Source organism: Pusillimonas sp. DMV24BSW_D, assembly GCF_011388195.1.
Lineage (GTDB): Bacteria > Pseudomonadota > Gammaproteobacteria > Burkholderiales > Burkholderiaceae_B > Neopusillimonas > Neopusillimonas aestuarii.
Genome location: NZ_CP049990.1, coordinates 1,491,921 through 1,515,584 on the forward strand (window position 1 = coordinate 1,491,921; position 23,664 = coordinate 1,515,584).

General features: G+C 53.2%; 22 protein-coding genes and 2 tRNA genes. 9 read left to right on the forward strand and 15 right to left on the reverse strand.

Translation table 11 applies throughout. The features are described 5' to 3' along the window. Positions 1-118: 118 nt before the first annotated feature. A tRNA-Cys gene (locus tag G9Q38_RS07325) sits at positions 119-192 on the reverse strand. 66 nt (positions 193-258) lie between these two features. Next, positions 259-334, reverse strand: a tRNA-Gly gene (locus tag G9Q38_RS07330). A 220-nt stretch (positions 335-554) separates the two neighbouring features. Here G9Q38_RS07330 and murB point away from each other — a divergent pair. Continuing rightward, on the forward strand, positions 555-1,598 hold the full coding sequence (murB, locus tag G9Q38_RS07335; protein ID WP_166129454.1) for a UDP-N-acetylmuramate dehydrogenase: 1,044 nt from the start codon (positions 555-557) through the stop codon (positions 1,596-1,598). 35 nt (positions 1,599-1,633) lie between these two features. Here the strand turns inward: murB and dapB are convergent, their stop codons facing one another. Both dapB and G9Q38_RS07345 read right to left on the reverse strand, forming a co-directional pair. Next, positions 1,634-2,425, reverse strand: coding sequence for a 4-hydroxy-tetrahydrodipicolinate reductase (dapB, locus tag G9Q38_RS07340; protein ID WP_114419991.1), 792 nt, complete (start codon positions 2,423-2,425; stop codon positions 1,634-1,636). A gap of 10 nt (positions 2,426-2,435) precedes the next feature. After that, positions 2,436-2,990: an outer membrane protein assembly factor BamE gene (locus G9Q38_RS07345; protein ID WP_166129457.1), complete on the reverse strand. Its 555-nt coding sequence runs from the start codon at positions 2,988-2,990 to the stop codon at positions 2,436-2,438. A gap of 141 nt (positions 2,991-3,131) precedes the next feature. On the opposite strand from G9Q38_RS07345, the gene fur reads away from it, so the two are divergent. Then, positions 3,132-3,548: a ferric iron uptake transcriptional regulator gene (gene fur / locus G9Q38_RS07350; RefSeq protein WP_114419986.1), complete on the forward strand. Its 417-nt coding sequence runs from the start codon at positions 3,132-3,134 to the stop codon at positions 3,546-3,548. A 13-nt stretch (positions 3,549-3,561) separates the two neighbouring features. Here fur and recN read toward each other — a convergent pair whose 3' ends face one another. Next, complete coding sequence (recN, locus tag G9Q38_RS07355; RefSeq protein ID WP_166129460.1) at positions 3,562-5,208, reverse strand: DNA repair protein RecN; 1,647 nt, start codon at positions 5,206-5,208, stop codon at positions 3,562-3,564. Positions 5,209-5,211: 3 nt separating this feature from the next. Continuing rightward, on the reverse strand, positions 5,212-6,111 hold the full coding sequence (locus G9Q38_RS07360) for an NAD kinase (protein WP_166129462.1): 900 nt from the start codon (positions 6,109-6,111) through the stop codon (positions 5,212-5,214). 124 nt (positions 6,112-6,235) lie between these two features. On the opposite strand from G9Q38_RS07360, the gene hrcA reads away from it, so the two are divergent. From hrcA to dnaJ, 5 genes are all read left to right on the forward strand, one after another. Continuing rightward, on the forward strand, positions 6,236-7,249 hold the full coding sequence (gene hrcA / locus G9Q38_RS07365; RefSeq protein ID WP_166129465.1) for a heat-inducible transcriptional repressor HrcA: 1,014 nt from the start codon (positions 6,236-6,238) through the stop codon (positions 7,247-7,249). An 18-nt stretch (positions 7,250-7,267) separates the two neighbouring features. Then, positions 7,268-8,341 (forward strand): ferrochelatase, encoded by a 1,074-nt coding sequence (gene hemH, locus G9Q38_RS07370; protein WP_166129468.1) that lies wholly within the window; start codon positions 7,268-7,270, stop codon positions 8,339-8,341. 83 nt (positions 8,342-8,424) lie between these two features. Continuing rightward, positions 8,425-9,027 carry a nucleotide exchange factor GrpE gene (grpE, locus tag G9Q38_RS07375; RefSeq protein WP_166129470.1) on the forward strand — a complete coding sequence of 201 codons (603 nt, stop codon included), beginning with the start codon at positions 8,425-8,427 and terminating at the stop codon, positions 9,025-9,027. Between the two features lie 131 nt (positions 9,028-9,158). Continuing rightward, positions 9,159-11,090, forward strand: coding sequence for a molecular chaperone DnaK (gene dnaK / locus G9Q38_RS07380; RefSeq protein ID WP_114419976.1), 1,932 nt, complete (start codon positions 9,159-9,161; stop codon positions 11,088-11,090). A gap of 105 nt (positions 11,091-11,195) precedes the next feature. Then, a complete protein-coding gene (gene dnaJ, locus G9Q38_RS07385; protein ID WP_166129473.1) occupies positions 11,196-12,329 on the forward strand; it encodes a molecular chaperone DnaJ in 1,134 nt (377 codons plus the stop codon). Between the two features lie 3 nt (positions 12,330-12,332). Here the strand turns inward: dnaJ and G9Q38_RS07390 are convergent, their stop codons facing one another. The 3 genes from G9Q38_RS07390 to G9Q38_RS07400 all read right to left on the reverse strand — a co-directional run bounded on the left by G9Q38_RS07390 (position 12,333) and on the right by G9Q38_RS07400 (position 17,242). Next, positions 12,333-15,071 carry a M16 family metallopeptidase gene (locus G9Q38_RS07390; protein WP_166129476.1) on the reverse strand — a complete coding sequence of 913 codons (2,739 nt, stop codon included), beginning with the start codon at positions 15,069-15,071 and terminating at the stop codon, positions 12,333-12,335. 112 nt (positions 15,072-15,183) lie between these two features. Further along, positions 15,184-16,356, reverse strand: a complete 1,173-nt coding sequence (locus tag G9Q38_RS07395) for a vWA domain-containing protein (protein WP_166129478.1) — start codon at positions 16,354-16,356, stop codon at positions 15,184-15,186. 16 nt (positions 16,357-16,372) lie between these two features. Beyond that, positions 16,373-17,242 carry an AAA family ATPase gene (locus G9Q38_RS07400; RefSeq protein ID WP_114419969.1) on the reverse strand — a complete coding sequence of 290 codons (870 nt, stop codon included), beginning with the start codon at positions 17,240-17,242 and terminating at the stop codon, positions 16,373-16,375. Between the two features lie 142 nt (positions 17,243-17,384). Here G9Q38_RS07400 and G9Q38_RS07405 point away from each other — a divergent pair, with 142 nt between their 5' ends. Further along, positions 17,385-17,735: a c-type cytochrome gene (locus G9Q38_RS07405; protein WP_119515147.1), complete on the forward strand. Its 351-nt coding sequence runs from the start codon at positions 17,385-17,387 to the stop codon at positions 17,733-17,735. A gap of 12 nt (positions 17,736-17,747) precedes the next feature. Further along, a complete protein-coding gene (locus G9Q38_RS07410; RefSeq protein ID WP_166129481.1) occupies positions 17,748-18,107 on the forward strand; it encodes a c-type cytochrome in 360 nt (119 codons plus the stop codon). Between the two features lie 70 nt (positions 18,108-18,177). On the opposite strand, the gene G9Q38_RS07415 is transcribed toward G9Q38_RS07410, so the two are convergent. The 6 genes from G9Q38_RS07415 to G9Q38_RS07440 all read right to left on the reverse strand — a co-directional run bounded on the left by G9Q38_RS07415 (position 18,178) and on the right by G9Q38_RS07440 (position 23,508). Continuing rightward, positions 18,178-18,606 carry a DUF1841 family protein gene (locus G9Q38_RS07415; RefSeq protein ID WP_166129483.1) on the reverse strand — a complete coding sequence of 143 codons (429 nt, stop codon included), beginning with the start codon at positions 18,604-18,606 and terminating at the stop codon, positions 18,178-18,180. A gap of 35 nt (positions 18,607-18,641) precedes the next feature. Next, positions 18,642-19,235, reverse strand: coding sequence for an SRPBCC family protein (locus tag G9Q38_RS07420; protein WP_166129486.1), 594 nt, complete (start codon positions 19,233-19,235; stop codon positions 18,642-18,644). Continuing rightward, positions 19,225-19,701 (reverse strand): (2Fe-2S)-binding protein, encoded by a 477-nt coding sequence (locus G9Q38_RS07425; RefSeq protein WP_166129489.1) that lies wholly within the window; start codon positions 19,699-19,701, stop codon positions 19,225-19,227. The genes G9Q38_RS07420 and G9Q38_RS07425 overlap by 11 nt, the downstream gene beginning before the upstream one ends. A 10-nt stretch (positions 19,702-19,711) precedes the next feature. Continuing rightward, entirely contained in the window at positions 19,712-20,581 is an 870-nt protein-coding gene (locus G9Q38_RS07430; protein ID WP_166129491.1) for an FAD binding domain-containing protein, read from the reverse strand. Next, on the reverse strand, positions 20,574-22,874 hold the full coding sequence (locus G9Q38_RS07435; protein ID WP_166129494.1) for a xanthine dehydrogenase family protein molybdopterin-binding subunit: 2,301 nt from the start codon (positions 22,872-22,874) through the stop codon (positions 20,574-20,576). Before G9Q38_RS07435 ends, G9Q38_RS07430 begins: the two co-directional genes overlap by 8 nt. Positions 22,875-22,977: 103 nt before the next feature. Beyond that, positions 22,978-23,508 (reverse strand): MarR family winged helix-turn-helix transcriptional regulator, encoded by a 531-nt coding sequence (locus tag G9Q38_RS07440; protein ID WP_166129496.1) that lies wholly within the window; start codon positions 23,506-23,508, stop codon positions 22,978-22,980. Positions 23,509-23,664: the final 156 nt, after the last annotated feature.

Here is a 23,664-nt window from a genome sequence, read left to right on the forward strand (position 1 = left end):
GGCGCAGTTAACAACAAAAAGCCCACCGAAAGGGCGGGCTGATTTTCGTTTTTGCGAAGCAAAGGGTGTTTTGCGAAGCACGGCAGGTTTTGAAAGTGCTGGAAACCCGCGTAAATATTGGAGGCGCAACTCGGAATCGAACCGGGGTACACGGATTTGCAATCCGCTGCATAACCACTCTGCCATTGCGCCGTGGGGAACGTACACGTTACATTGTACGTAAAAAAGGGAAGCGTTGTGGGCTTCCCTTTAGGTATCTGGAGCGGGAAACGAGTCTCGAACTCGCGACCTCAACCTTGGCAAGGTTGCGCTCTACCAACTGAGCTATTCCCGCAAAAAAAGCACTGCTTTTTGTTCTTAAAACCCGTGTTGCCTGTTTCAAGAAGCTTCGCAGTATATATGAAATTTTTTACTTGGGCAACTTAACAGCTTTGGCTGTTCCTTTGCCGGGCAAAAAATTTTCCTAGCTACGAAAGAACAAGATAATAACATATTTTTTATTTCAACGTGGTGTAATACAGGCTGTTGTTTATTGCATATGGCAGTTTTAGTACATGACACAAACAGTGCCGTTGAACTCAGTCGTTCCTTGCGCGCAAGATCTTACTGCGCTTAATACTTTTGGCTTGCAGGCCAAAGCACAGGCTTATGTTCGTTTTACCGATCGCGCGCAATTGCCTGCAATTACTCAGCTTACCGGCCAGTGCAGGCAGGTGTTTGTGTTGGGTGGGGGCAGCAACGTGGTGATGGCGCCTCATGTGAACGCCTTGGTGGTTCATGTTGCAACGAAGGGAATCCGCCTGCTCGAAGCGTCAACAGAAGGTTATCTGGTGCAAGCACAGGCCGGAGAAAATTGGCACGACTTTGTGCGTTATTGTCTTGATCAGGGCTGGTTCGGGTTGGAAAATCTGGCGTTGATTCCGGGTACGGTGGGTGCCGCGCCGGTTCAGAATATCGGCGCTTACGGTGTTGAGCTTGATCAGTTTGTGCATCAGGTGCAGGCGTGGGATATGGCGCGTGGCGAAGAGGTTTGTTTTACTCGTGAAGAATGTCGTTTTTCATACCGCGATAGTTTTTTTAAACAATCGGCGCCGGGGAGATGGCTCATTTTGTCAGTTCAGTTTTTCTTGCCGCGCGAATGGCAGCCAACATTGGGTTATCCCGATTTAGCGCGGCACGAAGGGCTACGGGCAATGGGTAACGCCGTAACCGCGCCTGCATTATTCGAAGCGGTGTGTGAAATCCGGCGTAAGAAGTTACCCGATCCGGCGGTTTTGGGTAATGCCGGAAGTTTCTTTAAGAACCCGGTTGTGAGTGCCGCCCAGTTTGAGGAAATCAAACGTCGTCACCCCAATGTCATTGCCTATGCCATGCCGGCAGGTGGCATGAAGCTCGCTGCCGGCTGGTTAATTGACCGCGCCGGTTGGAAGGGTAAGCGCATCCGGAATGTAGGAGTACATGGCCGCCAAGCACTGGTGTTGGTTAATCACGGCCAGGCAAGCGCGCTTGAGGTGCGTTATTTGGCCGATGAAATACGTAAGGATATTCGCCTGCGCTATGGTGTTGACTTGGAGCAGGAGCCTGTAAACGTTGTTTGAAGTACTTTTTACGCCGCTGGAAATACCGAAATAAGTTACACCGATAGGACGTCTTGCATGTCGAACAGCCCGAATTCCTTGCGGGCTAGATAGCGAGCCGCGCGCAGGCTGCCTTGCGCGTAAGTGGCGCGGCTGCTGGAACGATGCGAGATTTCTATGCGTTCACCGTCGCCGCAAAAATAAACGGTGTGATCACCGATAATGTCCCCCCCGCGCAGCACTGAAAAGCCGATTGTGCCGTCTTTGCGTGGGCCGGTGTGCCCGTGTCGTGCCCAGTCGGCCACGTCGTCGAGCTTTTTGCCCCAAGTACGCGCGATTGTCTCACCCATTGAAATAGCGGTACCTGAAGGTGCGTCGACTTTATTGCGATGGTGGGCTTCGAATATTTCGGCATCATAGCCATCGTTCAGCAGCCGGGCGGCCATTTCCAATAGTTTGTATGTGGCATTTACACCAATGCTCATGTTGGATGCAAAGACGATAGCGGTTTTTTGGCCGGCGGCTTGAATTGCTTGTTTGCCCTCGGTGTCAAAGCCGGTGGTTCCAATAACACACTTCACGTTGTGCTTGATGCAGGCCTGCAGATGGGTCAGCGTGCCCTCAGGTCGGGTAAAGTCGATTAAGCAGTCGGCATTTGCCAGGGCGTCGAGATCATCGGTAATGAGAACGCCCGTTGTATGCCCCAGGAACCCCCCCGCATCCTGACCAAGGCACGCCGCGCCGGGGCGGTCGAGTGCGACGCTCAGGGTAAGGTCGGGGGATTGAATGACGGCTTCAGTCAGCATACGGCCCATTCGGCCGTCAGCTCCTGCAATGGCGATACGCATGGGTTTCCTTTTAGCGGAGTGGTTCAGTATTGGTTTGCCCAGGGATTTGCGGACGTTGGGGTTGTTCTACGTTAATACCGATATCGGTATCCGGGCCCACCTGCTCTTCACGAGATGTGTTTTCGGTTGCCGTGTCGTCTTCACGTTCAGCCGCACGGGCTTCCGTTTCGTCGACGCTACCGGTGTCGTTGGACTGAAATGGTTGGCGGTTTGGTTGTTTATCACCCTCCCAGCGAACCAGGACATCCCCTTCAAACCAGACAGTGAATTGGCGTTCTTCCGGTTCGCCGTAACCTGGTTGGTTGTAAAACACATAATCCCAACGGTTGGTGCGGAAAATATCCTGCAAAATCGGGGTGCCCAGCACAAAACGCACCTGTTCGCGTGTCATGCCCTGTTCCAGTCGTGCGACTTGCTCGGCGGTGATCCAGTTTCCTTGTTGTACGTCGGCCCGGTAGGGAAAACCCCATTTTGTGCCGCCGCACGCAGAGAGTGAAATGGCCAAAACGCCGATGGCAAGGCTGCTGCGCCAGGTTCTAAAGAAGGATTTGACAGTGGTTACCACGAATTGCCCCTGTTATTCAAATGAATAAAACCGTTATGATAAAGGCTTAACAATAAATGCAATGATAGCGTTACTCGAGATTCGGCGTTTTTTTGCCGTGTCATCCTACGGATTTCCGTCTTTTTGCCCGGGATTTATCACATGAATGATCAAAATGAATTAAAGAGCATGGGTTTGAAGGCGACGTTCCCGCGCCTGAAAATCCTTGATGTTTTCCGTAAGTCCGACCAGCGTCATCATAGCGCCGAAGATGTTTATCGTGCACTGTTGGCTGAAGACGTGGATATCGGCCTGGCTACGGTTTACCGGGTGCTTACTCAGTTTGAGCAGGCAGGTATTCTGTCTCGCAGCCAGTTCGACGGCGGTAAAGCGGTGTTTGAACTTAACGACGGCGACCACCACGATCACCTTATTTGCACCAGTTGCGGCAAGGTGCTCGAGTTTACCGACCCTGAAATTGAAAAGCGCCAGCATATTATTGCCAAGGAAAAGAAGTTCACCCTGGAAAGTCATACCATGATGCTGTATGGCATTTGCAAAGAGTGCAACAGCAAATAAGCTGGGGGCCCGGTTAGCGTGCCAGCATTTCTTTGGCATGACGAATGGTGGTGTCGGTAATTTCCAGCCCCCCCAGCATCCGGGCTACTTCGTCGACCCGGTCAGTGGGAGCCAGCAACTCAATCGTCGACTTGGTTTTGTTTTGTGTGACCCTTTTGCTGACGCGATAGTGATGGTGGCCGTATGCCGCCACTTGCGGCAAATGCGTTACGCATAAAACCTGGTGCTGTTGCCCCAGCGATTTCAATAACTGGCCCACCACTTCAGCCACGGCTCCGCCCACACCACTATCGACCTCATCGAATATCAGGGTGGGGACGCGTGCAGCCTGGCTCGCGATAACCGATAGTGCCAGCGAAATGCGGGCCAATTCCCCTCCGGATGCCACCTTGGCCAATGGCCTCGGGGTGGCGCCCGTATGGCCTGCGACTAAAAATTCGATGTTTTCAAGCCCGTGAGCCGTTTCGCCGCCGTTACTCAGGCCAATTTCGAAGCGCCCGCCTTTCATGGCCAATGTTTGCATGGCGTCGGTTACTTGTCGGGACATGGTTTGAGCCGCTTTCGCCCGTGCTTTGGAGAGTGCTTTGGCGGCTTTCAAATATTGCTGATAATAGGTGTCGACGTCTTGTTGAAGATGAGAAATGTCGGCGTTGGCACTGGCTTCGCGTAGCTTTTGTGTAATTTCGGCCTGGAATTCTGGAATATCCTCGGGCTCGATCCGAAACTTGCGGGCGAGTTCGAAAATGGCGGACATGCGCTGTTCCGCCTGCGCCAGCCGCTCTGGATCCAGGTCAATGCGGTCAAGATAGGCATTGAGGTCGGAAACGGTTTCCGCCGTGGCAATACGCGCTGATTCCAGTGTTTCGTACAAGCTGCGCACGGCTTCGTCGTGACGCAGCATTTGTTCCATTTGTTGTGCGGCCATATTCAAAAAGTGGCGCGCCCCTTGGTCGTCGTTGTCGAGTGCTTCCAGTGCACGATTGGCATTTTCGAGCAAAGACTGCGCATGAGCCAGGCGATGATGTTCCGTGGTTAAGGTTTCCCATTCCCCCGGTTGCAGGTCCAGGCGCTCCAACTCGGAGGCTTGCCATTCCAGACGGTCGCGCTCTTCGTTGAGCTTGTCGGTTTGTTCAAGCGCCCGCGCGAGGTGTCGTTTTGCCGTTTGCCAGTGTTGCCAGTGTTGTTGTACTTCTTGCGCCAAGGTGTTGTGGCCCCCCTGCGTGTCGAGCAGCGCACGTTGGCTGGCAGGTTGCAACAGGCTTTGGTGGGCATGCTGGCCGTGGATGTCGACAAGATGCTCACCGAGCTCCTTTAATTGGGCCAGCGTGGCCGGAATGCCGTTTATGTAGGCTTTGCTGCGACCTTGCTGGTCGATTACGCGCCGTAGCACCAATTCGTCGTGGTCCGTTTCCAGGCTTTGTTCTTCCAGCCATTGCGTTAAGGTTTCCGGCGCCCTGAACAGTGCGCTAATGTCGGTACGTTTACAGCCTTCGCGAACAAAACGGGCATCGCTGCGCGCGCCTAATACCAGGGAAAGCGCATCGATAAGAATAGATTTGCCCGCGCCGGTTTCTCCGGAAAATACAGTAAAGCCGGCGTCGAAATGCAACTCGGCCTGATCAACAATGACGAAATCCCGAAGGTGCAGGGTGCGCAACATAAATTATTCGCCCTCGTTGGAAAGCTGGGGGATCTGGTTCCAAAGCAGCTTGCGTCGCAGGGTTGAAAAGAAGCTATAACCCAGGGGATGCACAAAACGAACGTTGTCTTTGGAGCGCTGTACGTCGATTCTGTCGCCCGGTTGGCATTCAGACCAGGCCTGCATGTCGAAATGCACGCTGGCACCGGATTCAACCCGCCCCAGGGCAGTGACTGTCATGCTAAGGACGCCGCTGTCGGGAATGACGATCGGCCGATTGGATAAGGTTTGTGGGGCGACTGGAACAAGCAGGATGGTTTGCAACTGCGGGTGCAGAACGGGCCCATTGGCCGACAGGGCATAAGCGGTTGAACCCGTGGGGGTTGAAATGATTAGGCCGTCGGCGCGCTGGTTGTAAATAAAGTTTCCGTCCAGTTCAACGCGCAGGTCAATCATGCCGCCCCGACCGGCACGGTTGATGACAACGTCATTCAGTGCGACCCCCGAGAACATGACCTGGTCGCCGCGCATGACCCGGCCTTCAAGCATGAGCCGCTCTTCAATGTCGTAGTGGCCCCCAATAACCTGGCTCAGCGCATCGGTGGCGGTGTGAATGGGAATATCGGTGATGAAACCCAGGCGCCCATGGTTGATGCCGATAAGGGGGACGTTGCTGCGCGCCAAAATACGGCCCGCACCTAACATGGTGCCGTCGCCGCCCATGATGACGGCAAGATCCGCATGTTCGCCTATTTCAGCGTAAGATGCCGTCTTGAATTCGGTAACGCCGGTATTGATTGCCGTGTCGGATTCAACCAGCACAGTGCACCCGGCGCTTTCAAGATGCCGGGCCAGCCTGCGCAGTGGTGCGTCGAGCCCCGAGTCTTGGTAGCGCCCGATTAGCGCAACGGTTTTAAAATGCATTGTGCCGATACCTTGTATATGATGATTTAGGTGAGTTCAATTTATTATAGGGTCGTGTCCGTTGTTATTGTGGCGGATCTGTTGACAAGTTTGTCTTGCTGGAGTGTAAGGTATCACCATGGACATGGATGACAGAGCGAAGTCACTGCTGAAAGCATTAATCGAACGATACATTGCCGATGGCCAGCCGGTCGGTTCGCGTACGCTTTCGAAAATGTTCGAGCTATCGCCCGCGACAATTCGCAATGTCATGGCCGACCTAGAAGAACTTGGCCTGATTCAAAGTCCTCACACTTCGGCGGGCCGTGTGCCTACGCCTAGGGGCTACCGCCTCTTTGTAGATCGTTTGCTGGCCACGCAACGCTTTGAAATTCTTCAGCCTTCGCAAATTCGGGAAATGTTGCCGGTAACCGATCCAAGTCGCACGGTGAATGCGGCGGCTACTTTGTTGTCGAATTTAACCCGCTTTGCCGGAGTTGTAATGGCGCCCAAGCGCACTCAGGTTTTTCGGCAAATTGAATTTATTCGCCTTTCCGACCGGCGTGTATTGTTGATTATCGTCACGCCGGACGGCGATGTGCAAAATCGTATTCTGTTTGTTCAACGCGATTATCTCGATCAGGAACTGACGGAAGCCAGTAATTTTTTTAATCAGCATTTTGCCGGCAAGTCGTTCAACGAAGTGCGTGTTGCCATCAAAGACGAGCTCTCCTCTTTGAAGGAAGATATTTCGCGGCTGATGCAGCAGGCGGTTGAAGCGGGTACCGTTTCCGATGAAACCGATGACGGCGTTTATATTTCGGGTGAAAGAAAGTTGCTCGACGTGTCCGATATTGCTTCTGATATGGATCGTCTGCGCCGCATGTTTGCGCTGTTCGAGAAAAAAACCGATTTACTTCAGTTGCTCGATGTTTCCAGCCGGGCGGAAGGCGTGCAGATATACATTGGCGGTGACTCGCAACTGGTGCCGCTTGAGGACGTTTCGGTCATTACTGCGCCCTATGGTATCGACGGTAGAGTAGTGGGTACACTGGGTGTAATCGGGCCAACCCGTATGGCTTATGATCGCGTCATCCCTATCGTTGATATTACGGCTAAATTGTTATCCAACGCTTTAAGCCATCACTCTTCTTCCTGAACCGATTAAAGGGCGTCAATGCCTTCTTTACTTCCTTCCCGCTATTATCCGGAACCACATGATCCCCAAGGGTTAGACCCTGAGCCGCCGGTACGGCCTTCTGGGCCGATCGGTATTTTGGTGGTGAACCTTGGCACACCGGATGAGCCCTCTGCATCTGCCATTCGGCGTTATTTGGCGCAGTTTTTGTCGGATCCACGTGTTATTGAGATACCGCAATGGATCTGGCGCATTATCCTGCATGGCATTATTTTGCGAACGCGGCCTCGCAAGCTGGTGCCCCGTTATCGGGGAATATGGCTTGAGCAAGGTTCCCCCTTGGTGGTTTACAGCCAGGCACAAGCGGCCGGGCTTGAAAAGGCGCTGCAAACGGGGGGGGCAGATGTTCGGGTCATATTGGCTATGCGTTACGGAAATCCTTCCATAGAGGCGGGCATCGACGCACTGCGCAAGCACGGGTGTGAACGTATTCTTACTGTTCCCTTGTATCCGCAATATGCGGCCAGTACCACCGCCACTGTGGTCGACGCCGTAACTGCTCACACAGCGCGTTTGCGTAATCAGCCGGAACTGCGTTTTATCAAGCGCTATCAGGATGATCCCGGCTACATACAGGCGTTGGTGAGCAAATTAACTGCATTTTGGAATGCGCATGGCAAGCCGGAGCGTTTATTGCTTAGTTTTCACGGTTTGCCCCAGCGCACCATTTTGCAAGGCGATCCCTATCATCGCGATTGCATGGATACAGTTCGCGCCATTAAGGCACATTTACCGCAGGAAGACGCCGAACGCGTTTATGTCTCGTTTCAAAGCCGTTTTGGGGCTGAAAAATGGTTGCAACCTTATACCGAGCCTACGTTGAAGGCTTGGGCCCAGGAGGGGATAAAACATATTGATGTCATGTGCCCTGGCTTTTTGGCGGATTGCCTGGAAACGCTGGAAGAGATTCAAGAAGAGTGCCGTGAGGCGTTTTTGCAGGCCGGTGGAGAGACATTCAGATATATCCCCTGTTTGAATGATGATGCCCAATGGGTGGACGCACTTTCTCAAATTGTGCGTCGACATCTTTCGGGGTGGTCGGAAAAGGCGTAAGTTATTTGTACTAATGTCTTGAAATGGGGGCGCTTGCCCCCATTTGCATTTGATCGAATCAAACAGAAGTGGAGTGCGTGGTTATGTCGAAACAGAATGAGCCCCTTGACCCTAAGGACGATAAGCAGGTTGCGAAAGCTTCGGAGTCTGCAGATGAAGTGTTATCCGAAGGGGAGGGTGCCGCCGATGTAGAGCCGGCCGTCGAACTGGAGTCGGCCGAGGCGTTGGCAGCCAAACTGGAAGAGGCGCAGGCTCAGGTGGGTCAGTATTACGAAGAGCTATTACGGGCGAAAGCGGAAACCGAGAATATTCGGCGTCGTGCTCAGGATGATGTGGCCAAGGCGCGTAAATTCGGTATTGAGTCATTCGCTGAAAGCCTGGTACCGGTTAAAGACAGTCTTGAGGCTGCGCTTGGGTTGAAAGATCAAACCCCCGAAGCTTGGCAGTCGGGGGTTGAAGCCACGCTGAAACAATTGATAGGCGCATTTGAGCGTAATCAGCTTAAGGAAGTGGCGCCGGCGGAGGGTGATAAATTCGACCCCAATTTGCACCAGGCCATTTCTTCGGTTCCGTCCGATCTGCCGGAAGGCGCGGTTGTGCAAATGCTGCAGAAGGGCTATACGATTGCTGATCGCGTGCTCAGGCCCGCCCTGGTGGCGGTGTCTTCGGGCAAGCCGGCGCAATAGTCAGGCGCGCTCACGGCGCAAAGAAAAAAACTCTGTGGGGTATGCCTTGAAAAGTTTAAGGCAGGCCCCACTTAAGAATCAGTCAAGTTTGTTTCCAACTGAATTGAACGCAATTTTTAAGGCGATACATTATGGGCAAAATTATTGGTATTGACCTGGGCACGACCAACAGCTGTGTTGCTGTGATGGACGGCGGCAAGGTCAACATTATTGAAAACTCGGAAGGTGCGCGCACCACGCCGTCGATTGTGGCGTACATGCAAGACGGCGAAATTCTGGTGGGTGCGCCCGCCAAACGTCAGGCAGTCACCAATCCGGCCAACACGCTTTACGCGGTCAAGCGCCTGATTGGTCGTAAATTTGATGAAAAGGCGGTTCAGAAAGATATTGATCTGATGCCTTATAAAATCGTCAAGGCAGACAACGGTGATGCTTGGGTTGAGGCGCAGGGCAAGCAATTGGCCCCTCCCCAGGTGTCAGCCGATGTGTTGCGCAAAATGAAGAAAACGGCGGAAGACTATCTGGGTGAAGAAGTCACCGAGGCGGTCATTACTGTGCCGGCCTACTTCAACGACAGCCAGCGCCAGGCAACCAAAGATGCCGGGCGCATTGCAGGCCTTGAGGTCAAGCGTATTATTAACGAGCCCACCGCGGCCGCATTGGCTTTCGGTATGGATAAGACCGAAAAAGGCGATCGCAAAATTGCGGTTTATGACCTGGGTGGTGGTACGTTCGACGTCTCGATCATTGAAATCGCCGATATCGACGGTGAAAAGCAGTTCGAAGTGTTGTCGACCAACGGCGATACTTTCCTGGGCGGCGAAGACTTCGACCAACGCATCATTGATTACATTATCGATGAGTTCAAGAAAGAAAGCGGCGTTGACTTGTCGAAAGACGTTTTGGCTCTGCAGCGCTTGAAAGAGGCGGCTGAGAAAGCCAAGATCGAGCTGTCTTCCACGCAGCAAACCGAGATTAACCTGCCTTATATTACCGCCGATGCCTCAGGTCCCAAGCATTTGAACCTGAAACTGTCGCGCGCCAAACTGGAGGCATTGGTTGAAGAGCTCATCGAGCGCACCATTGAGCCATGCCGCATTGCCATTAAAGACGCAGGTGTCAAGGTTTCAGAAATTCACGACGTGATTTTGGTTGGCGGCATGACACGCATGCCGAAAGTACAGGAGAAGGTTAAAGAGTTCTTCGGTCGCGATCCACGTAAAGACGTCAACCCCGATGAAGCGGTTGCTGCCGGCGCGGCTATTCAGGGCTCGGTATTGTCCGGCGATCGCAAAGACGTTTTGCTGCTCGACGTGACACCGTTGTCGCTGGGTATTGAAACGCTTGGTGGCGTCATGACCAAGATGATTCAGAAGAACACGACGATTCCCACCCGTTTTTCGCAAGTGTTCTCAACTGCCGACGACAATCAGCCGGCCGTAACCATCAAGGTATTCCAGGGTGAGCGTGAAATCGCAGCGGGTAACAAGAGCCTGGGTGAATTCAACCTTGAAGGGATTCCGCCGTCACCGCGTGGCGTGCCGCAAATCGAAGTTACGTTCGATATCGACGCCAATGGTATTTTGCATGTGTCTGCGAAAGACAAAGGTACCGGTAAAGAGAACAAGATCACCATTAAAGCCAATTCGGGTCTAACAGATGACGAAATTGAGCGCATGGTGAAAGATGCCGAGGTCAATGCTGAAGAAGACCGTCGTATAGCCGAATTGGCCACGACGCGAAACCAGGCCGAAGCATTGGTACATTCCACCCGCAAGTCGCTGGAAGAGTATGGCGACAAGCTGGAAGCTTCCGAGAAAGAAGCCATTGAGGCGGCTATCAAGGAAGTGGAAGAGGTCCTTAAAGATGGCGACAAGGAAGCGATTGACGCCAAGGTTGAGGCACTGACATCAGCTTCGCAGAAGCTCGGCGAAAAGATGTACGCCGATATGCAGGCTCAGGCAGCGGCGCAGCAAGGTGCCGATGGCGCGACCGCCCAGCAACCGGAAGACGAGAACGTCGTTGATGCCGACTTCAAAGAAGTTAAGCGCGACGACAAGTAAGGGCTCGTTTTAGCGGTTCTTAGCCCGGTTTCTGGTGTTTTCCGGAAATCGGGCGTTGTTGTTTATTACTGATTCAATTTAAGCGCAAGCAGGCGCAAAGAAAATATGGCAAAACGCGACTTTTACGAAGTGCTGGGCGTAGGGAAAAATGCGACCGAAGATGAATTACGAAAGGCCTACCGCAAGCTGGCCATGAAGTATCATCCTGATCGCAACCCCGACAGCAAGGAGGCCGAAGAGAAATTCAAGGAAGCGAAAGAAGCTTATGAGATGCTCAGCGACCCTGAAAAAAGAGCGGCATATGATCGATTCGGTCATGCAGGTGTCGACCCCAATGCGGCTGGTGCCGGCATGGGCGGTGCCGGTATGGGCGGCGCAGGCTTTGCCGACGCCTTTGGTGATATTTTTGGTGAAATTTTTGGTGGCGCCGGAGGCCGGCGTGGCGGCCCGCAGGTGTACCGCGGTGCCGACCTGAAATACACCCTGGAAATTTCGCTTGAGCAAGCGGCTACAGGCTTTGATACTGAAATACGGGTACCCAGCTGGGAAAATTGCGATACTTGCAAAGGCTCAGGTGCCAAGCCGGGAACCCAGCCGCAAACATGCAGTACTTGCGGTGGTAATGGCGCGGTGCGGATGCAGCAGGGTTTTTTCAGTGTGCAGCAAACTTGCCCAACCTGTCATGGCAGCGGCAAGGAAATTACGGATCCGTGCGTGGCATGCGATGGCGTGGGCCGGATTCGACGCAATAAAACGTTGCAAGTCAAGATTCCCGCCGGCATTGACGACGGCATGCGAATTCGTTCGGCCGGCAATGGCGAACCCGGCGTAAATGGTGGGCCGCCCGGCGACCTTTACGTTGAAATTCACCTTAAGCAGCATTCTATTTTCCAGCGTGACGGCGAGGACTTGCATTGTGAACTAACGATTCCGTTCACGACGGCTGCATTAGGGGGCGATGTTGAGGTGCCCACACTGAGCGGCAAAGGCTCCATTACGATTCCCGAGGGCACGCAAACAGGTAAAACGTTCCGTCTGCGCGGCAAGGGTATCAAAGGTATTCGTTCGAGTTATCCCGGTGATCTCTACTGCCACGTTGCAGTGGAAACGCCCGTACGACTCAGCGAAGACCAAAAGAAATTGTTGCGCCAGTTCGAGGCGTCTTTGTCGCAAGGTGGGGAGAAACACTCCCCCAAAAGCGACTCCTGGACAGATCGGGTAAAAAACTTTTTTAGTTAAAGTTTATTCACCTTGTTTTGTTTCGGCGTTTGCCTGGTTGGGGAAGTCCCCCGCCAGGGCGCTACTCAGGGCTTGAGGCTGAAAATATTTGCGGGCGGCAGCATTGACCTGCTCCAATGTCAGGGCCTCAAGCTCTTTGTCTATTTTGGCCGACCAGGCAAAGCTTCTGCCTTCCTGCATGTAGTCCAGCCATACACTGGCAAGCACGCCATCGTTACTGCGATTCAAACGACGCAAATTCATTAATGCGCGAATAGCTTCGTTAAGCTCTTCTTGCGTGAAGCCATCCTGTATTGCACGTTCAAGCTCCTCATTCATTGCCTGTTTGAAACGCTGCGCGTTTTCGGGTGCCAGAATGGCCGATAGCGACCATTCACCGCTGGGCTCGAACGCCGAGGCGTCAATACTGCTGCCTACGTCGTACGAAATACCTTCCTCTACGCGAATACGAGACCATAGTCGTGACGACGACGACCCACCTAGAATGTAGTTGGCCACGTACAAGGCCGTATAGTCGGGGGCATCGTCTTGAACATTTAATGGTTGAAACGCCATGAAAACGGCGTTTGCCTTGTCGGGTGTGTGTAAGGTGAATTGTTCCGGCTCCACCTTGCGGAAAGGCTGTTCAATGCGTTTATATTCAGGGGCCGATTTCCAGTTTTTGAAGGCCTGCAAAAGCGCATTTTTCGTATTTTGAGGGTTAAATGAGCCAACTGCACTGAAACGTAGTGTGGCCGCCCCGTAAAAGCGTTGATGAAAGTTGATCAGTGCATTGCGATTCAGTGAATTGATTTCGTCCAGCGCCTCTTTGAAAGTGGGTACATAACGAATATCAGAGGGTGGCCACGGGTTGTCGTGTCGCGCGAGTGTGCGAGATGCAACCGAACCGGGTTGTGTCATTGCGCTTTCTATTGAAGCGCGAGCTTGGGTTTTGTAGCGATCCAATTCCTCGGCAGGGTAGGTGGCTTCGCGCAGAATGTGACCCACCAGTTCTATAACATCGGGTAAATTCTTTCCGGGTACAGAGATATTGATGCCAACTTGATTACCGCCTCCGCCAAAGCCTACCTGTGCCTGCAGTTGGTCGAAGCGGTCGGCAATTTCCTGGCGCGTGTACTGGGTTGTTCCACGGGTCAGTAACGCGGCCGCTGTGCTTGATACGGTACGCAGGTTTTTCAGGTCTTCGGCGCTGCCTGCCTGAAGCAGGAGACGAGCTTCAACCCGGTCGCCACGGGTGGGTTTGGGCAGTAAGGCAAGTTCAATAGTGCCATTGTCCAAAGACAAAGTTTCACGAACGGTTTGCGCGTCGATATTCTGGGGAGAGGCTTCGAATGCCGCGGTTGGATCGTTTAATTCGCGCCCCTCAAAGTCTTTCAGCAACGCGGCTGGATCCGTTGCCTTCGGTTTTGGGGCACGTTGGGTTGATTCCGTTGGAATATATAAGCCGGTGGTGCGGTTTGAAGGCACCAGGTAGGCCGAGGTGACTTCCTGGACGGCTTCTAAATTTGCTTTTTCGGCTTGTTCGCGCGTCCAGTAGAACAAGCGCCAATCACCTAATGCTGCACTTTCAGAAAGCGCTGAAGCCAGCGAGGCGGGGTCGGCATGGGTTTGTTCCCAACTCGTCATCCATTGGGTTCGTGCTCTCTCAAGCTCCTCGACGGTGAATGGCTGGGTTTCAAGGTCTTCAAGTGTTTCGGTTAAGATATTCAGCGCTTCGTCCGGATTCATGCCGTTTTCCAGTTGCGCCCCGAAAAGCGCATAGCCCGGCTGCCGCATAGGCCTTGCAAAACCAAAGCTGTGAGCTGCCAGGCCCTTCTGAACCAAGGCCTTGTAAAGGCGTCCGGAGGGGGTGTCGGCCAGTATCATGGCGCCAAGATCAAAGGCGACGAATTCAGGGCTGGCTGCCGCCGGAATATGGTATTGCGCGAGCACCAGCGGCGTGCCGCCTTGCCGGCGTACGATAACCTCTTGCTCCCCTTCCTGGACAGGTTCTATGGTGTATTCGGGCGGAAGACTGCGCTTTGGCCGTGGAATTTCCGAGAATGCGTTTGTCACCAGATTAAGGGTCTTTTGCAGATCGAAGCGGCCCGAAACGATCAGCACAGCATTGTCGGGTTGGTAGTACAGACGATAAAAGGCGCGCAATTGCTCGATATCAACATTCTCAACGTCGGATCGTGCACCAATCGTGTCGTTGCCATAGTTGTGCCATTGGTAGGCAGCCGATTGCACTTTCTGCATGAGCGATTCGAAAGGGCTGTTTTCGCCGGCCTCCATTTCATTGCGGACAACAGTCATTTCCGTGCCGAGATCGGCGCGTGAAATGGTGGCGTTAACCATGACGTCGGCTTGCCAGCGTAAATACCATTCAAGCAGTTCGGGGTCGGATGCAAAGGTAGCGTAATAGTTGGTTCTGTCGCTGGATGTGGATCCGTTGGCACGCAGCCCCCGTTTTGAGAATTCCGCCAGCGCGTTGGGTAGACTTGGGGTGCCCCGGAACAACATGTGTTCCAGTAAATGCGCCATGCCGGTTTGACCGTAGTTTTCGTGGCGGGAGCCGACCAGATAAGTCATGTTGACGGTGACAGAGGCTTTGGAGGCGTCAGGGCTAAGCAGCACGGTTAACCCGTTCTCCAGCGTGTACTGTCTGGTGCCTTCTACGACAGGGCCGGCCGTGACGCCTTCAGGCAAAACAACTTGGCTGTTTTGTGCCCATGCAAATGAGCATGGGAGTAAAAACATGGCCAGTATTGCCAGCAGGCGGTTTGGTTGCTTTAAGAAACTGAAGGAAAAGGCGGGGCGTCGATTTGAAGTTTGCATGCGCTGGAAAAGTTGGGTTTAACCGTTGGAATCGTTACTTGGACAAATGCCGCATGGCCTGTTCAAGACCACTAACCGTGACCCCGTACATATGGTTGTGCACAAGGTCGCGGATAATGCCGATAGACTGACGGTAGGGCCAATAACCTTCGGGCTCCGGGTTAAGCCACACAGAACGGGGCCAATTATCCAGCAGGCGTTGCAACCACGCGGCACCTGTTTCCCGATTGTGATGCTCCGCCGAGCCACCGGGTGTCAGGATCTCGTAAGGACTCATCGTTGCATCGCCTACAATAATCAACCGCCAGTCATCGTTGTATTTGCGTATGACATCCCAGGTTTCAATTCGTTCCGAGTGTCGGCGATGATTGTGTTGCCAAAGGAATTCGTATGGGCAATTGTGGAAGTAGTACACCTCCAGGTGTTGGAATTCACTGCGTGCGGCGGAGAAGAGTTCCTCGACTTGTTTGATGTGGTCGTCCATGCTGCCACCCACGTCGAGCAACATGAGTACCTTAACGGCGTTATGTCGCTCGGGGACCAGTTGGAGGTCCAGCAAGCCTGCGTTGCGAGCCGTTTGCCGAATAGTGTCGTTCAGATCAAGTTCCAGCGCGGCACCTTCGCGAGCGAATCGTCGTAAACGGCGCAAAGCCATTTTGAAATTACGTGTGCCCAGCTCTTGCGAATCGTCGTAATCGCGATATTCGCGCTTTTCCCACACTTTTACCGCGGTTCGGTTACCGGCCGACGGACCATTTACACGGATGCCTTCGGGGTGATAGCCGCCATGACCAAAGGCCGAGGTGCCACCCGTCCCAATCCATTTGCTGCCGCCGGCATGACGCTCGTCTTGCTCTTCAAGCGTTTTCTTGAAAAGCTCCATCAGCTTGTCCCAGCCGTGTTTCTCAATGGCCGCTTTCTCTTCCGGCGTTAGTTTTTTCTGGAACTCTTTGATGAGCCAATCGAGCGGTATCTCTTTGTCGACTGGCACGGCTGCTTCAATTTGTTGATAGAAGGCGCCGAACGCCTGATCGTAGCGATCGAATAACGTTTCGTCTTTAATCAACACCAGGCGCGCCAAATAATAGAAATCATTCAGCGACGGTGGCATGATTTTGCTTTTCAATGTGCTCAGGAGGGTGAGGTACTCCTGAACAGAGACGGGTAAACGGTGCTCACGCAGGTGATAGAAAAAATCAAGCAACATAACGGCTTAAGCTTCCTTAGCGTCGTTGACTGGCACGGGTAACGGCTGCCAATCGTTGCAGCAGGGTCAGGTCTTGCTCATTTTTCAACAATGCGCCTGATAAGGCGGGAAGCCCTTGAGTGGGATCACCGATTTCGTCGGCGGAGACGGATTCGGCGACCAGAAGTCGCAACCAGTCGAGAAACTCAGACGTTGAGGGCTTTTTCTTCAGGCCGGGGACGTCACGTAATGTGAAAAAGGTGTCCAGTGCTGCTTCAAGCACGTCGTTTTTGATGTTGGGGTAATGAACGTCGACAATTTCCTGCAGTGTGTCGCGATCGGGAAAGTTGATGTAGTGAAAGAAACATCGACGCAAAAATGCGTCGGGCAGATCTTTCTCATTGTTCGACGTAATGATGATAAGCGGCCGGTGCTTGGCAGTAATGGTTTCACGCGTTTCATAAACATGGAAGGACATCTGGTCCAGCTCACGCAACAGGTCGTTGGGAAATTCGATGTCGGCTTTGTCGATTTCATCGATAAGCACCACAGTGGGTTCGTCGGCTTCAAAGGCCTCCCAAAGCACCCCTTTCACAATGTAGTTTCCGATGTCCCGAACTTTTTCGTCGCCTAACTGGGAATCGCGCAGGCGTGATACAGCGTCGTATTCGTAAAGCCCTTGATGGGCCTTGGTGGTGGATTTCACGTGCCATTGCAGTAAAGGGCGGCCCAAGGCGCGTGCAAGTTGTTCGGCCAACATGGTTTTGCCTGTTCCGGGTTCTCCCTTGATAAGCAGGGGGCGCTCAAGTGCAAGAGCGGCATTGACTGCCAGTTTGAGATCGTCGGTGGCAATGTATTGATCTGTTCCTTCAAAACGGGTTGTATTGGAAGCGGGATTAAGTGTCATGAAAAAGTCCGTATTAAAATGCAGTTCACGCAACGTTAACCAATCAGTTAACGGTAGTGTCGATAATTATCGTACAATTCTAAGGATTTGTCGGTCACCTAGGGGTGGTCGGCCGTTTATTTACCGCCAAACAAGAGCTACTATGAAGTTGCGAACAAAAATGACGCGCACGCTGTCTGCGCTAGCCGTTATGGCATCCTGTGGGTTTATCGGGCAGGTTCAGGCTCAAGAGTCTGGGGCCGCCAATGCGAAAGCCGCGGTGAACAAAGTGTCCATGTGCATTGGTTGCCACGGCATTGAAGGGTACAAGTCCAGCTTTCCCGAGGTTTACCATGTACCAAAAATTGCAGGGCAAAACGCCGAGTACATTGTGGCGGCGCTGAAGGAATATGCCAGTGGTGCAAGAAGCTTCCCCACAATGGAAGCCATTGCCAAAAGCCTGTCTGAACAAGACATGGCCGACCTGGCCGCTTATTATTCCAACCTCAAATAATCGGGAGCTCTCATGAAGAAACTAACACTCGCCCTGTTGGGTTCGGCGTTGTTGGCGGTAGCTCCTTTGGCTTCCGCAGCTGATTTGGCGGCCGGTCAGGCGGCTTATCAGAAATTCAACTGTGCCAGTTGCCATGGTGCCGATGCCAAAACACCCACCATGCCTGCTTATCCTATTCTGGCAGGCCAGCATGCCGACTATCTTGAACATGCGCTACGCGCCTACCAAAGAGGGCAGCAAGGCGAACCGGCTTCAGCCAATGTACGTAAAAACGCCATTATGGGTGCGTTCGCTGCCCAGCTTTCCAGTCAGGATATGAAAAACATCGCTGCCTGGTTGTCCAGCTTGCCTTCGCCGCTTAGCACCAAGTAACGTTTTCGGCGTTCGCCGATAATTTTATTGAGAAAGGGGCGCAATTTACGGCGCCCTTTTTTGAATGAATTCAGCTCCGAGTCGTGCGGCGCTGAATCAGTTCCAGGTAGGTGTCGTTATTGAAAGGCTTGCCCAAGCGTTGGGCTTCCCATACGACTTCACCCAAACATTCCATTATTTCATGCGCCGCTCCATGGGCGCCCACTTTTTGTGCCAGTGAGTCGTGCGCTGCGCGAATGCCGGGTGGGTGATCAATTGAGAGTTGTTCTGAAATGGCCAGATGCATCGACAGATGAAGAAAGGGGTTGGTTCGGCCGCTTTCCACAGTATATTCGGCGTTCAGAGCGTCTTTGCGCAATAATTCATCGTGGTATTCGGGATGTTGCTGAATCCAGTCAACCGCCATTGTTTCAAGCGGCGTCAGCACCTGATTATTCAGATGCTTTTGCCAGGACTCGGTAAAAAACGTGCGAACTTGCTCTCGTGAAGGATTGAACATTAAGTTGAAGCGGTATTAATTGCCAATATCCTATTCTACGACGAGGAGGAGCCGAATACCGAACGCATCCGGGACATTAAAGAGCCCTTGTCGGCGCCCGCAGCGCCGGTTTGGTCTTCCGATGTGCTCTCGCCTTCGGCTGTGGATGGGATTTTGTTCATTGTCGCAGGTTCCGGCTGGGTTTCACCCGTGATGCGTTCAGCCAGTTTCCGGCCGAAATCGTCCCACATGCGGTCGGCTTTGGTTTTCACCATATTCATGCCGAAACTGCCCAGACGGCCAAGAAGCTCAACGTTCACGATTGTGCGAAATTCGGTTTCGTTGGGGCCTAACTCAGTAAGAAAGACTTCGCTGGTGTGTTTTAGCGAGCTGGTCAGGCTGGAGTCTTCCCCTTTACCTTCGCTTTTCAGGTACTCGGGCTCGCGCGTTTCAACCACAAAGGTGCGGACTTTGAAACGCGCACTGATGAACGACATTTTGACGTGGATGCTGACCAGATATTCTGTATCGCTAATAACGTCAATTGATTCCATGCCCGGAACACAGGCGCCCATGACATTAGGGTCGAGCAGCATGGCCCAAACTTTTTCCCTGGGCGCTGCAATTGTCATTTTCTTTTCAATTTCCATTTAATTTTCCTGCTGCGGATTGGATGGACTCAACAATGCCCACATAGCCGGTGCAACGGCATAAATTGCCGTTCAGGCCTTCGCGGATCTCTTCTTCAGTTGGATTGGGCGTGTGATTGAGCATGGCGGTTGCCGTCATGATGAAGCCGGGCGTGCAATAGCCGCATTGCAAACCACCGCAGTTCATAAATGACTCCTGCACCGGATGTAGTTGCCCGTCTTGTGATAGCCCTTCGATCGTCGTGATGTCTTTGCCATTGGCTTGAACCGCCAGGGACAAGCACGATTTCACCACCTCACCGTCGACAATGACTGAGCATGCGCCGCAAATGCCGGTTTCGCACCCTCGTTTTGTGCCTGTCAGGTTTAAGTCGTCTCTAAGAAAGTCGGACAGCAAACGTCGGGAGACGACCTCAACCGTCATTTCCTCGCCATTTACGGTCACGTCGATTGTATGTTTACTCATAGATCGCTCCTTATTGCTGATCGAGGTTGAACAAAGCGCCGAGAGAGCGACGCAATACAACACGCGTCATTTCCAGGCGATATTCGGCGGAGCCTCGGGAGTCGGATATGGTTGATAAGTCTTGTACGGCAAGATCGGCTGCCTGCGCACAGACTTCGGTGGTGATGGTTTTGCCCTCAAGATAGGCTTCAGCTTTGTTAAGGCGGGTAGCCGTTGTGGTTGAGGCGCCCATGGCAATGCGAATTTGCCCGCAGGTTCTGCGATCTGCTGTTTGAGCCAATAGGGCAATATTCACTAATGGCCGATGCTCGGCTGGTGTTCTAAGAAAGCGAGTGTAGGATCCGAGAACATCGTCAGGTAAAGCGGGAATCAGGATGTGGGTTACGATTTCATCAGGTTCCAGTGCGGTTTGAAAATAATCCACCAGAAAATCGTCAATTGCCAGGCATCGTTCTCCTTTCGGACCCATCACGACAATTTGGGCGCCCAGTGCCAGTAGGCAGCCGGGCGGGTCGGTAGCGGGGTCGCCGTAACAGAGATTGCCACCAATGGTGCCGGCGTTTCGCACTTGTGGATTGGCAAGGCGCGAGGCCATGCTGGCCAGGATAGGGAAATGTTGGTTAATGACTTCAGACCGAGCGATATCGGCATGGCGTACCAATGCGCCAATTTGTAGGCCGACACCTTCTTCAAACTCAATTTTTCGCAGGTTATCGAGCTTACCCAGGGAAATTAAGTGAGACGGTGACAACATGCGTTGCCGCATACCCAGCAGTAGTGCAGTCCCTCCGGCAATAATCCGGCTGTCTTCACCAAAATCAGCCAGCATTTTGCATGCGTCTTGCGCTGTTGTTGGTTCAAGATATTCAAAATCATGCATGATTCGCTCCTTCATTGCGTTTGTCGCGCAATGCTGCGAGAACTTTTTCGGGCGTGATGGGCAGCGAGTTGATACGCACTCCAATGGCATCGTAAACCGCGTTTGCGATGGCCGCCGCGCCGGGCAGAATGGCCGTCTCGCTCGCACCTTTCGCCCCATAAGGCCCGTTAGGGTCGTTCGATTCGATAATGCCGCTTTGCAGGGTAGGGACGGAATTAGCCGTTGGCATGTTGTAGTCGGCAAAGTTGCCGTTCATCAGGCGGCCGTCCTGGAAGTCGAGATTTTCATAGAGTGCCCACCCGGTTGATTGGGCCGTGGCGCCCGAGGTTTGTCCGTGCACCGCCATGGGGTTCAAGGCTTTGCCGCAGTCATCCGAGGTGTAGCTCTGCACCAAGCGTACTTGCCCGGTTTCAGTATCCACTTCCACTTCAACTGCCTGGGCGGCAAATGAATAGGCAGGTGCGACGTCGCCGTAATAGTTTTTGTCGGCCATGACAGTAGGCGGGTCGTAAGTGGCTTTGGCGTAGACACCCTCGCCGCCATGTCGGAATAAATGCAAACGCACTGCGTCGGGTAAAGATACTGACTTTTCCCGGTTGTTCTTGACGACAATGGCGCCGTTCTCGACCTTAAGGTCGGAGGCTTGAACGTTCAGTTTTTCTGCAACGACGGCAAACAGTTTTTCTCGTGCTTCACTGGCGGCCATGCGCACGGCATTCCCAGCGATAATGGTGACGCGCGATGCAATGGCGCCGATACCGAACGGTGATACGTCGCTGTCCGGTTGCGATACGGTGACGTGGCTGATTGGAATGCCCAGTTCATGCGCACAGACTTGTGCCATCATGGTAGTGGCGCCTTGCCCCATATCCGACTCGGCCGATAAAAGTGTCACCCGGCCATCCTCGTTCATTTTTACCACGGCGGTGGAACCGTCCCAATTGCCTAATTGCCGATTGGCACTCACGTGAATGCCGGCTGCAACCCCCAACCCGCGCTTAATTGCTGCTGTGTGAGGGACCGATTTATTGGAACCACGTTTATCGGCCCATCCAATGGCTTCAGTGGACTGCTTGATGCAGTCGGACAGCCCGCAACTGCGCATGACCCAACCATGCACGCTGGTGTCGCCCGTTTGGATGGCATTGCGCAATTGCATTTCAACTGGGTCCATGCCAATTTTTTCAGCCAACATCGTAAGGTGGCTATTCAACGGGAAAGCCATTTGCTGGCCGCCGAAACCCCGGAATGCGCCGCTGGGGATATGATTGGTGTAAACCAGCTTGCCGCGTGCCCGTACGTTTTCGATGCGGTGCATTGAGTCGCTGCGCATGGAAGTAACGTGAATAACATGTGAGGCCAGCCCTGTGTAGGCGCCGTTGTTGCCGATAATCATGGAGTCTTTGGCAACGATGAGGCCCTCTTTTGAAACCCCCATGCGAAGCCAAACGGTGGCGCCCATGCTGGTTGGGGCGCCCAGGAAGTCTTCAAGCCGCGTGTTTACCAAACGCACCGGCTTGCCGGTTTTCAATGCCAGCAGCGCCGCAATGGGTGTGTTGGCATCTTCAACGGCTTTGGCGCCAAACGCGCCGCCTGTTATGGTTTGAATGAATCGAACGCGTGAATGAGGGACATCAAGCGCTTCGGCAAGGCGCGAGCGCGACATAAATACAGATTGTGTGGGTGCCCAAACGGTAATGCGACCATCGCCGTCGACGGCGGCCAGGGTGCCCATAGGCTCCAGATAACCCGGGTATTGGGGAGGCATTTCATACGTGGCTTCGTAAATAGCGGCTGCTGAATCAAAGCCTTTGTCCACGTTACCCCGGTCAACATGGGTTTCATAAGCGATATTGCCGGTTCCGTCGTGAATTTCAATGGCGCCCGGCTCCAACGCGGAAAAGGGGTCTAGCAAAGTGGGTAGCTCTTCGTACTCAACGCGAATAAGCTCAAGCGCGTCTCGCGCGATTTCATCACTGACGGCGGCGACGGCGGCCACTTCCTCGCCTGCAAACCGGACTTTGCCGGCGGCAAGAATACGCCGCTCTTTACGTGCAGAGCCCCACATGCGGGTGGGGGTGTCTTCGCCTGTAAGGACGGCTTTGACACCTTTGAGTGCTCTGGCACGCGAGGTGTCGATGCTAATGATTCGCGCGTGGGGATAAGGGCTGCGCAATACTTTGCCGTGTAGCATGCCTGCCATTTTCAGATCGCCCGCATATTGGGCTGTACCGGAAACTTTGGTGCGGGCAGTTACTTGCGGAATGCGTGCGCCGATAATGGATTCGCTCATGGTGCAAGCTCCCTGTGTCATATGATTGTAGGCGCACATTAGCGCGAATTATGTTGATGTGTCAACATAGGATAAACATCAATTAAATTGTTTTTGAAAAACTTTAATCGAGTGTCAGTTTTCCGTTATCGCAGGCTTCATGCAGCTTCATGAGCGCGGAATACATTATTTCGCGTTCGGTTTTGGTCAGTTGCGCCAGGACGGCGGCCTGCAATCGTTGGGCCACCGGCATGACGATTTCATGTTTGGTCAGTCCAGCATGTGTAATTTCACAGATCAGTTTTTTCTTGTGGCCGCCCGGTTCCGGCTGAACTTTGCAGAAGCCGTGTTGCTCGAGCGCGCGCAAGGTCCGGCTGACCAAAGCTTTATCGGAGCCCGACAAGGCCACCAACTCGCTGAATGGAATGGGTGCAAATCGCGCCAATAGCGATAATAACCGCCACTCAGAAACCGTCAGGCCATATTTTTCTGCGTATTTGGTTGTGACCTCACGTCGCAAGGAGTTGGCCAACTGCACGATGACAGTACTGGGGAATTGGTCAACCGTCAGGTTATGACCGTCTTCCTGTACATTTGTCCATGGGCAGTTGTCGGGGTTCGGGCGAATGCTGCGCCCTTTAGGTTTGGTGTCCATGCAGGGTTCTGTTTTAGAAGTGGGTAGGCAATGTCCGCCATTGCAAAGCAAAGAGTGTAATGTGTCCGCTGGGCGGCAGCAAACAAGTCGGTACATTGGGCCTGCAGTGCGATAACCAGGTTCAACGACGGCATGTAAAATGAGTTCAACCTTTTC

Bases quoted from the DNA above. Each gene is read 5' to 3' on its own strand.
- grpE (WP_166129470.1), top strand. From the start codon at position 8,425: ATGTCGAAACAGAATGAGCCCCTTGACCCTAAGGACGATAAGCAGGTT.
- murB (WP_166129454.1), top strand. From the start codon at position 555: ATGACACAAACAGTGCCGTTGAACTCAGTCGTTCCTTGCGCGCAAGAT.
- G9Q38_RS07360 (WP_166129462.1), bottom strand. From the start codon at position 6,111: ATGCATTTTAAAACCGTTGCGCTAATCGGGCGCTACCAAGACTCGGGG.
- dnaJ (WP_166129473.1), top strand. From the start codon at position 11,196: ATGGCAAAACGCGACTTTTACGAAGTGCTGGGCGTAGGGAAAAATGCG.
- G9Q38_RS07435 (WP_166129494.1), bottom strand. From the start codon at position 22,874: ATGAGCGAATCCATTATCGGCGCACGCATTCCGCAAGTAACTGCCCGC.
- G9Q38_RS07415 (WP_166129483.1), bottom strand. From the start codon at position 18,606: ATGTTCAATCCTTCACGAGAGCAAGTTCGCACGTTTTTTACCGAGTCC.
- G9Q38_RS07410 (WP_166129481.1), top strand. From the start codon at position 17,748: ATGAAGAAACTAACACTCGCCCTGTTGGGTTCGGCGTTGTTGGCGGTA.
- dnaK (WP_114419976.1), top strand. From the start codon at position 9,159: ATGGGCAAAATTATTGGTATTGACCTGGGCACGACCAACAGCTGTGTT.
- hrcA (WP_166129465.1), top strand. From the start codon at position 6,236: ATGGATGACAGAGCGAAGTCACTGCTGAAAGCATTAATCGAACGATAC.
- G9Q38_RS07420 (WP_166129486.1), bottom strand. From the start codon at position 19,235: ATGGAAATTGAAAAGAAAATGACAATTGCAGCGCCCAGGGAAAAAGTT.
- G9Q38_RS07425 (WP_166129489.1), bottom strand. From the start codon at position 19,701: ATGAGTAAACATACAATCGACGTGACCGTAAATGGCGAGGAAATGACG.
- recN (WP_166129460.1), bottom strand. From the start codon at position 5,208: ATGTTGCGCACCCTGCACCTTCGGGATTTCGTCATTGTTGATCAGGCC.
- G9Q38_RS07390 (WP_166129476.1), bottom strand. From the start codon at position 15,071: ATGTTTTTACTCCCATGCTCATTTGCATGGGCACAAAACAGCCAAGTT.
- G9Q38_RS07395 (WP_166129478.1), bottom strand. From the start codon at position 16,356: ATGTTGCTTGATTTTTTCTATCACCTGCGTGAGCACCGTTTACCCGTC.
- fur (WP_114419986.1), top strand. From the start codon at position 3,132: ATGAATGATCAAAATGAATTAAAGAGCATGGGTTTGAAGGCGACGTTC.
- G9Q38_RS07430 (WP_166129491.1), bottom strand. From the start codon at position 20,581: ATGCATGATTTTGAATATCTTGAACCAACAACAGCGCAAGACGCATGC.
- dapB (WP_114419991.1), bottom strand. From the start codon at position 2,425: ATGCGTATCGCCATTGCAGGAGCTGACGGCCGAATGGGCCGTATGCTG.
- G9Q38_RS07440 (WP_166129496.1), bottom strand. From the start codon at position 23,508: ATGGACACCAAACCTAAAGGGCGCAGCATTCGCCCGAACCCCGACAAC.
- hemH (WP_166129468.1), top strand. From the start codon at position 7,268: ATGCCTTCTTTACTTCCTTCCCGCTATTATCCGGAACCACATGATCCC.
- G9Q38_RS07405 (WP_119515147.1), top strand. From the start codon at position 17,385: ATGAAGTTGCGAACAAAAATGACGCGCACGCTGTCTGCGCTAGCCGTT.
- G9Q38_RS07400 (WP_114419969.1), bottom strand. From the start codon at position 17,242: ATGACACTTAATCCCGCTTCCAATACAACCCGTTTTGAAGGAACAGAT.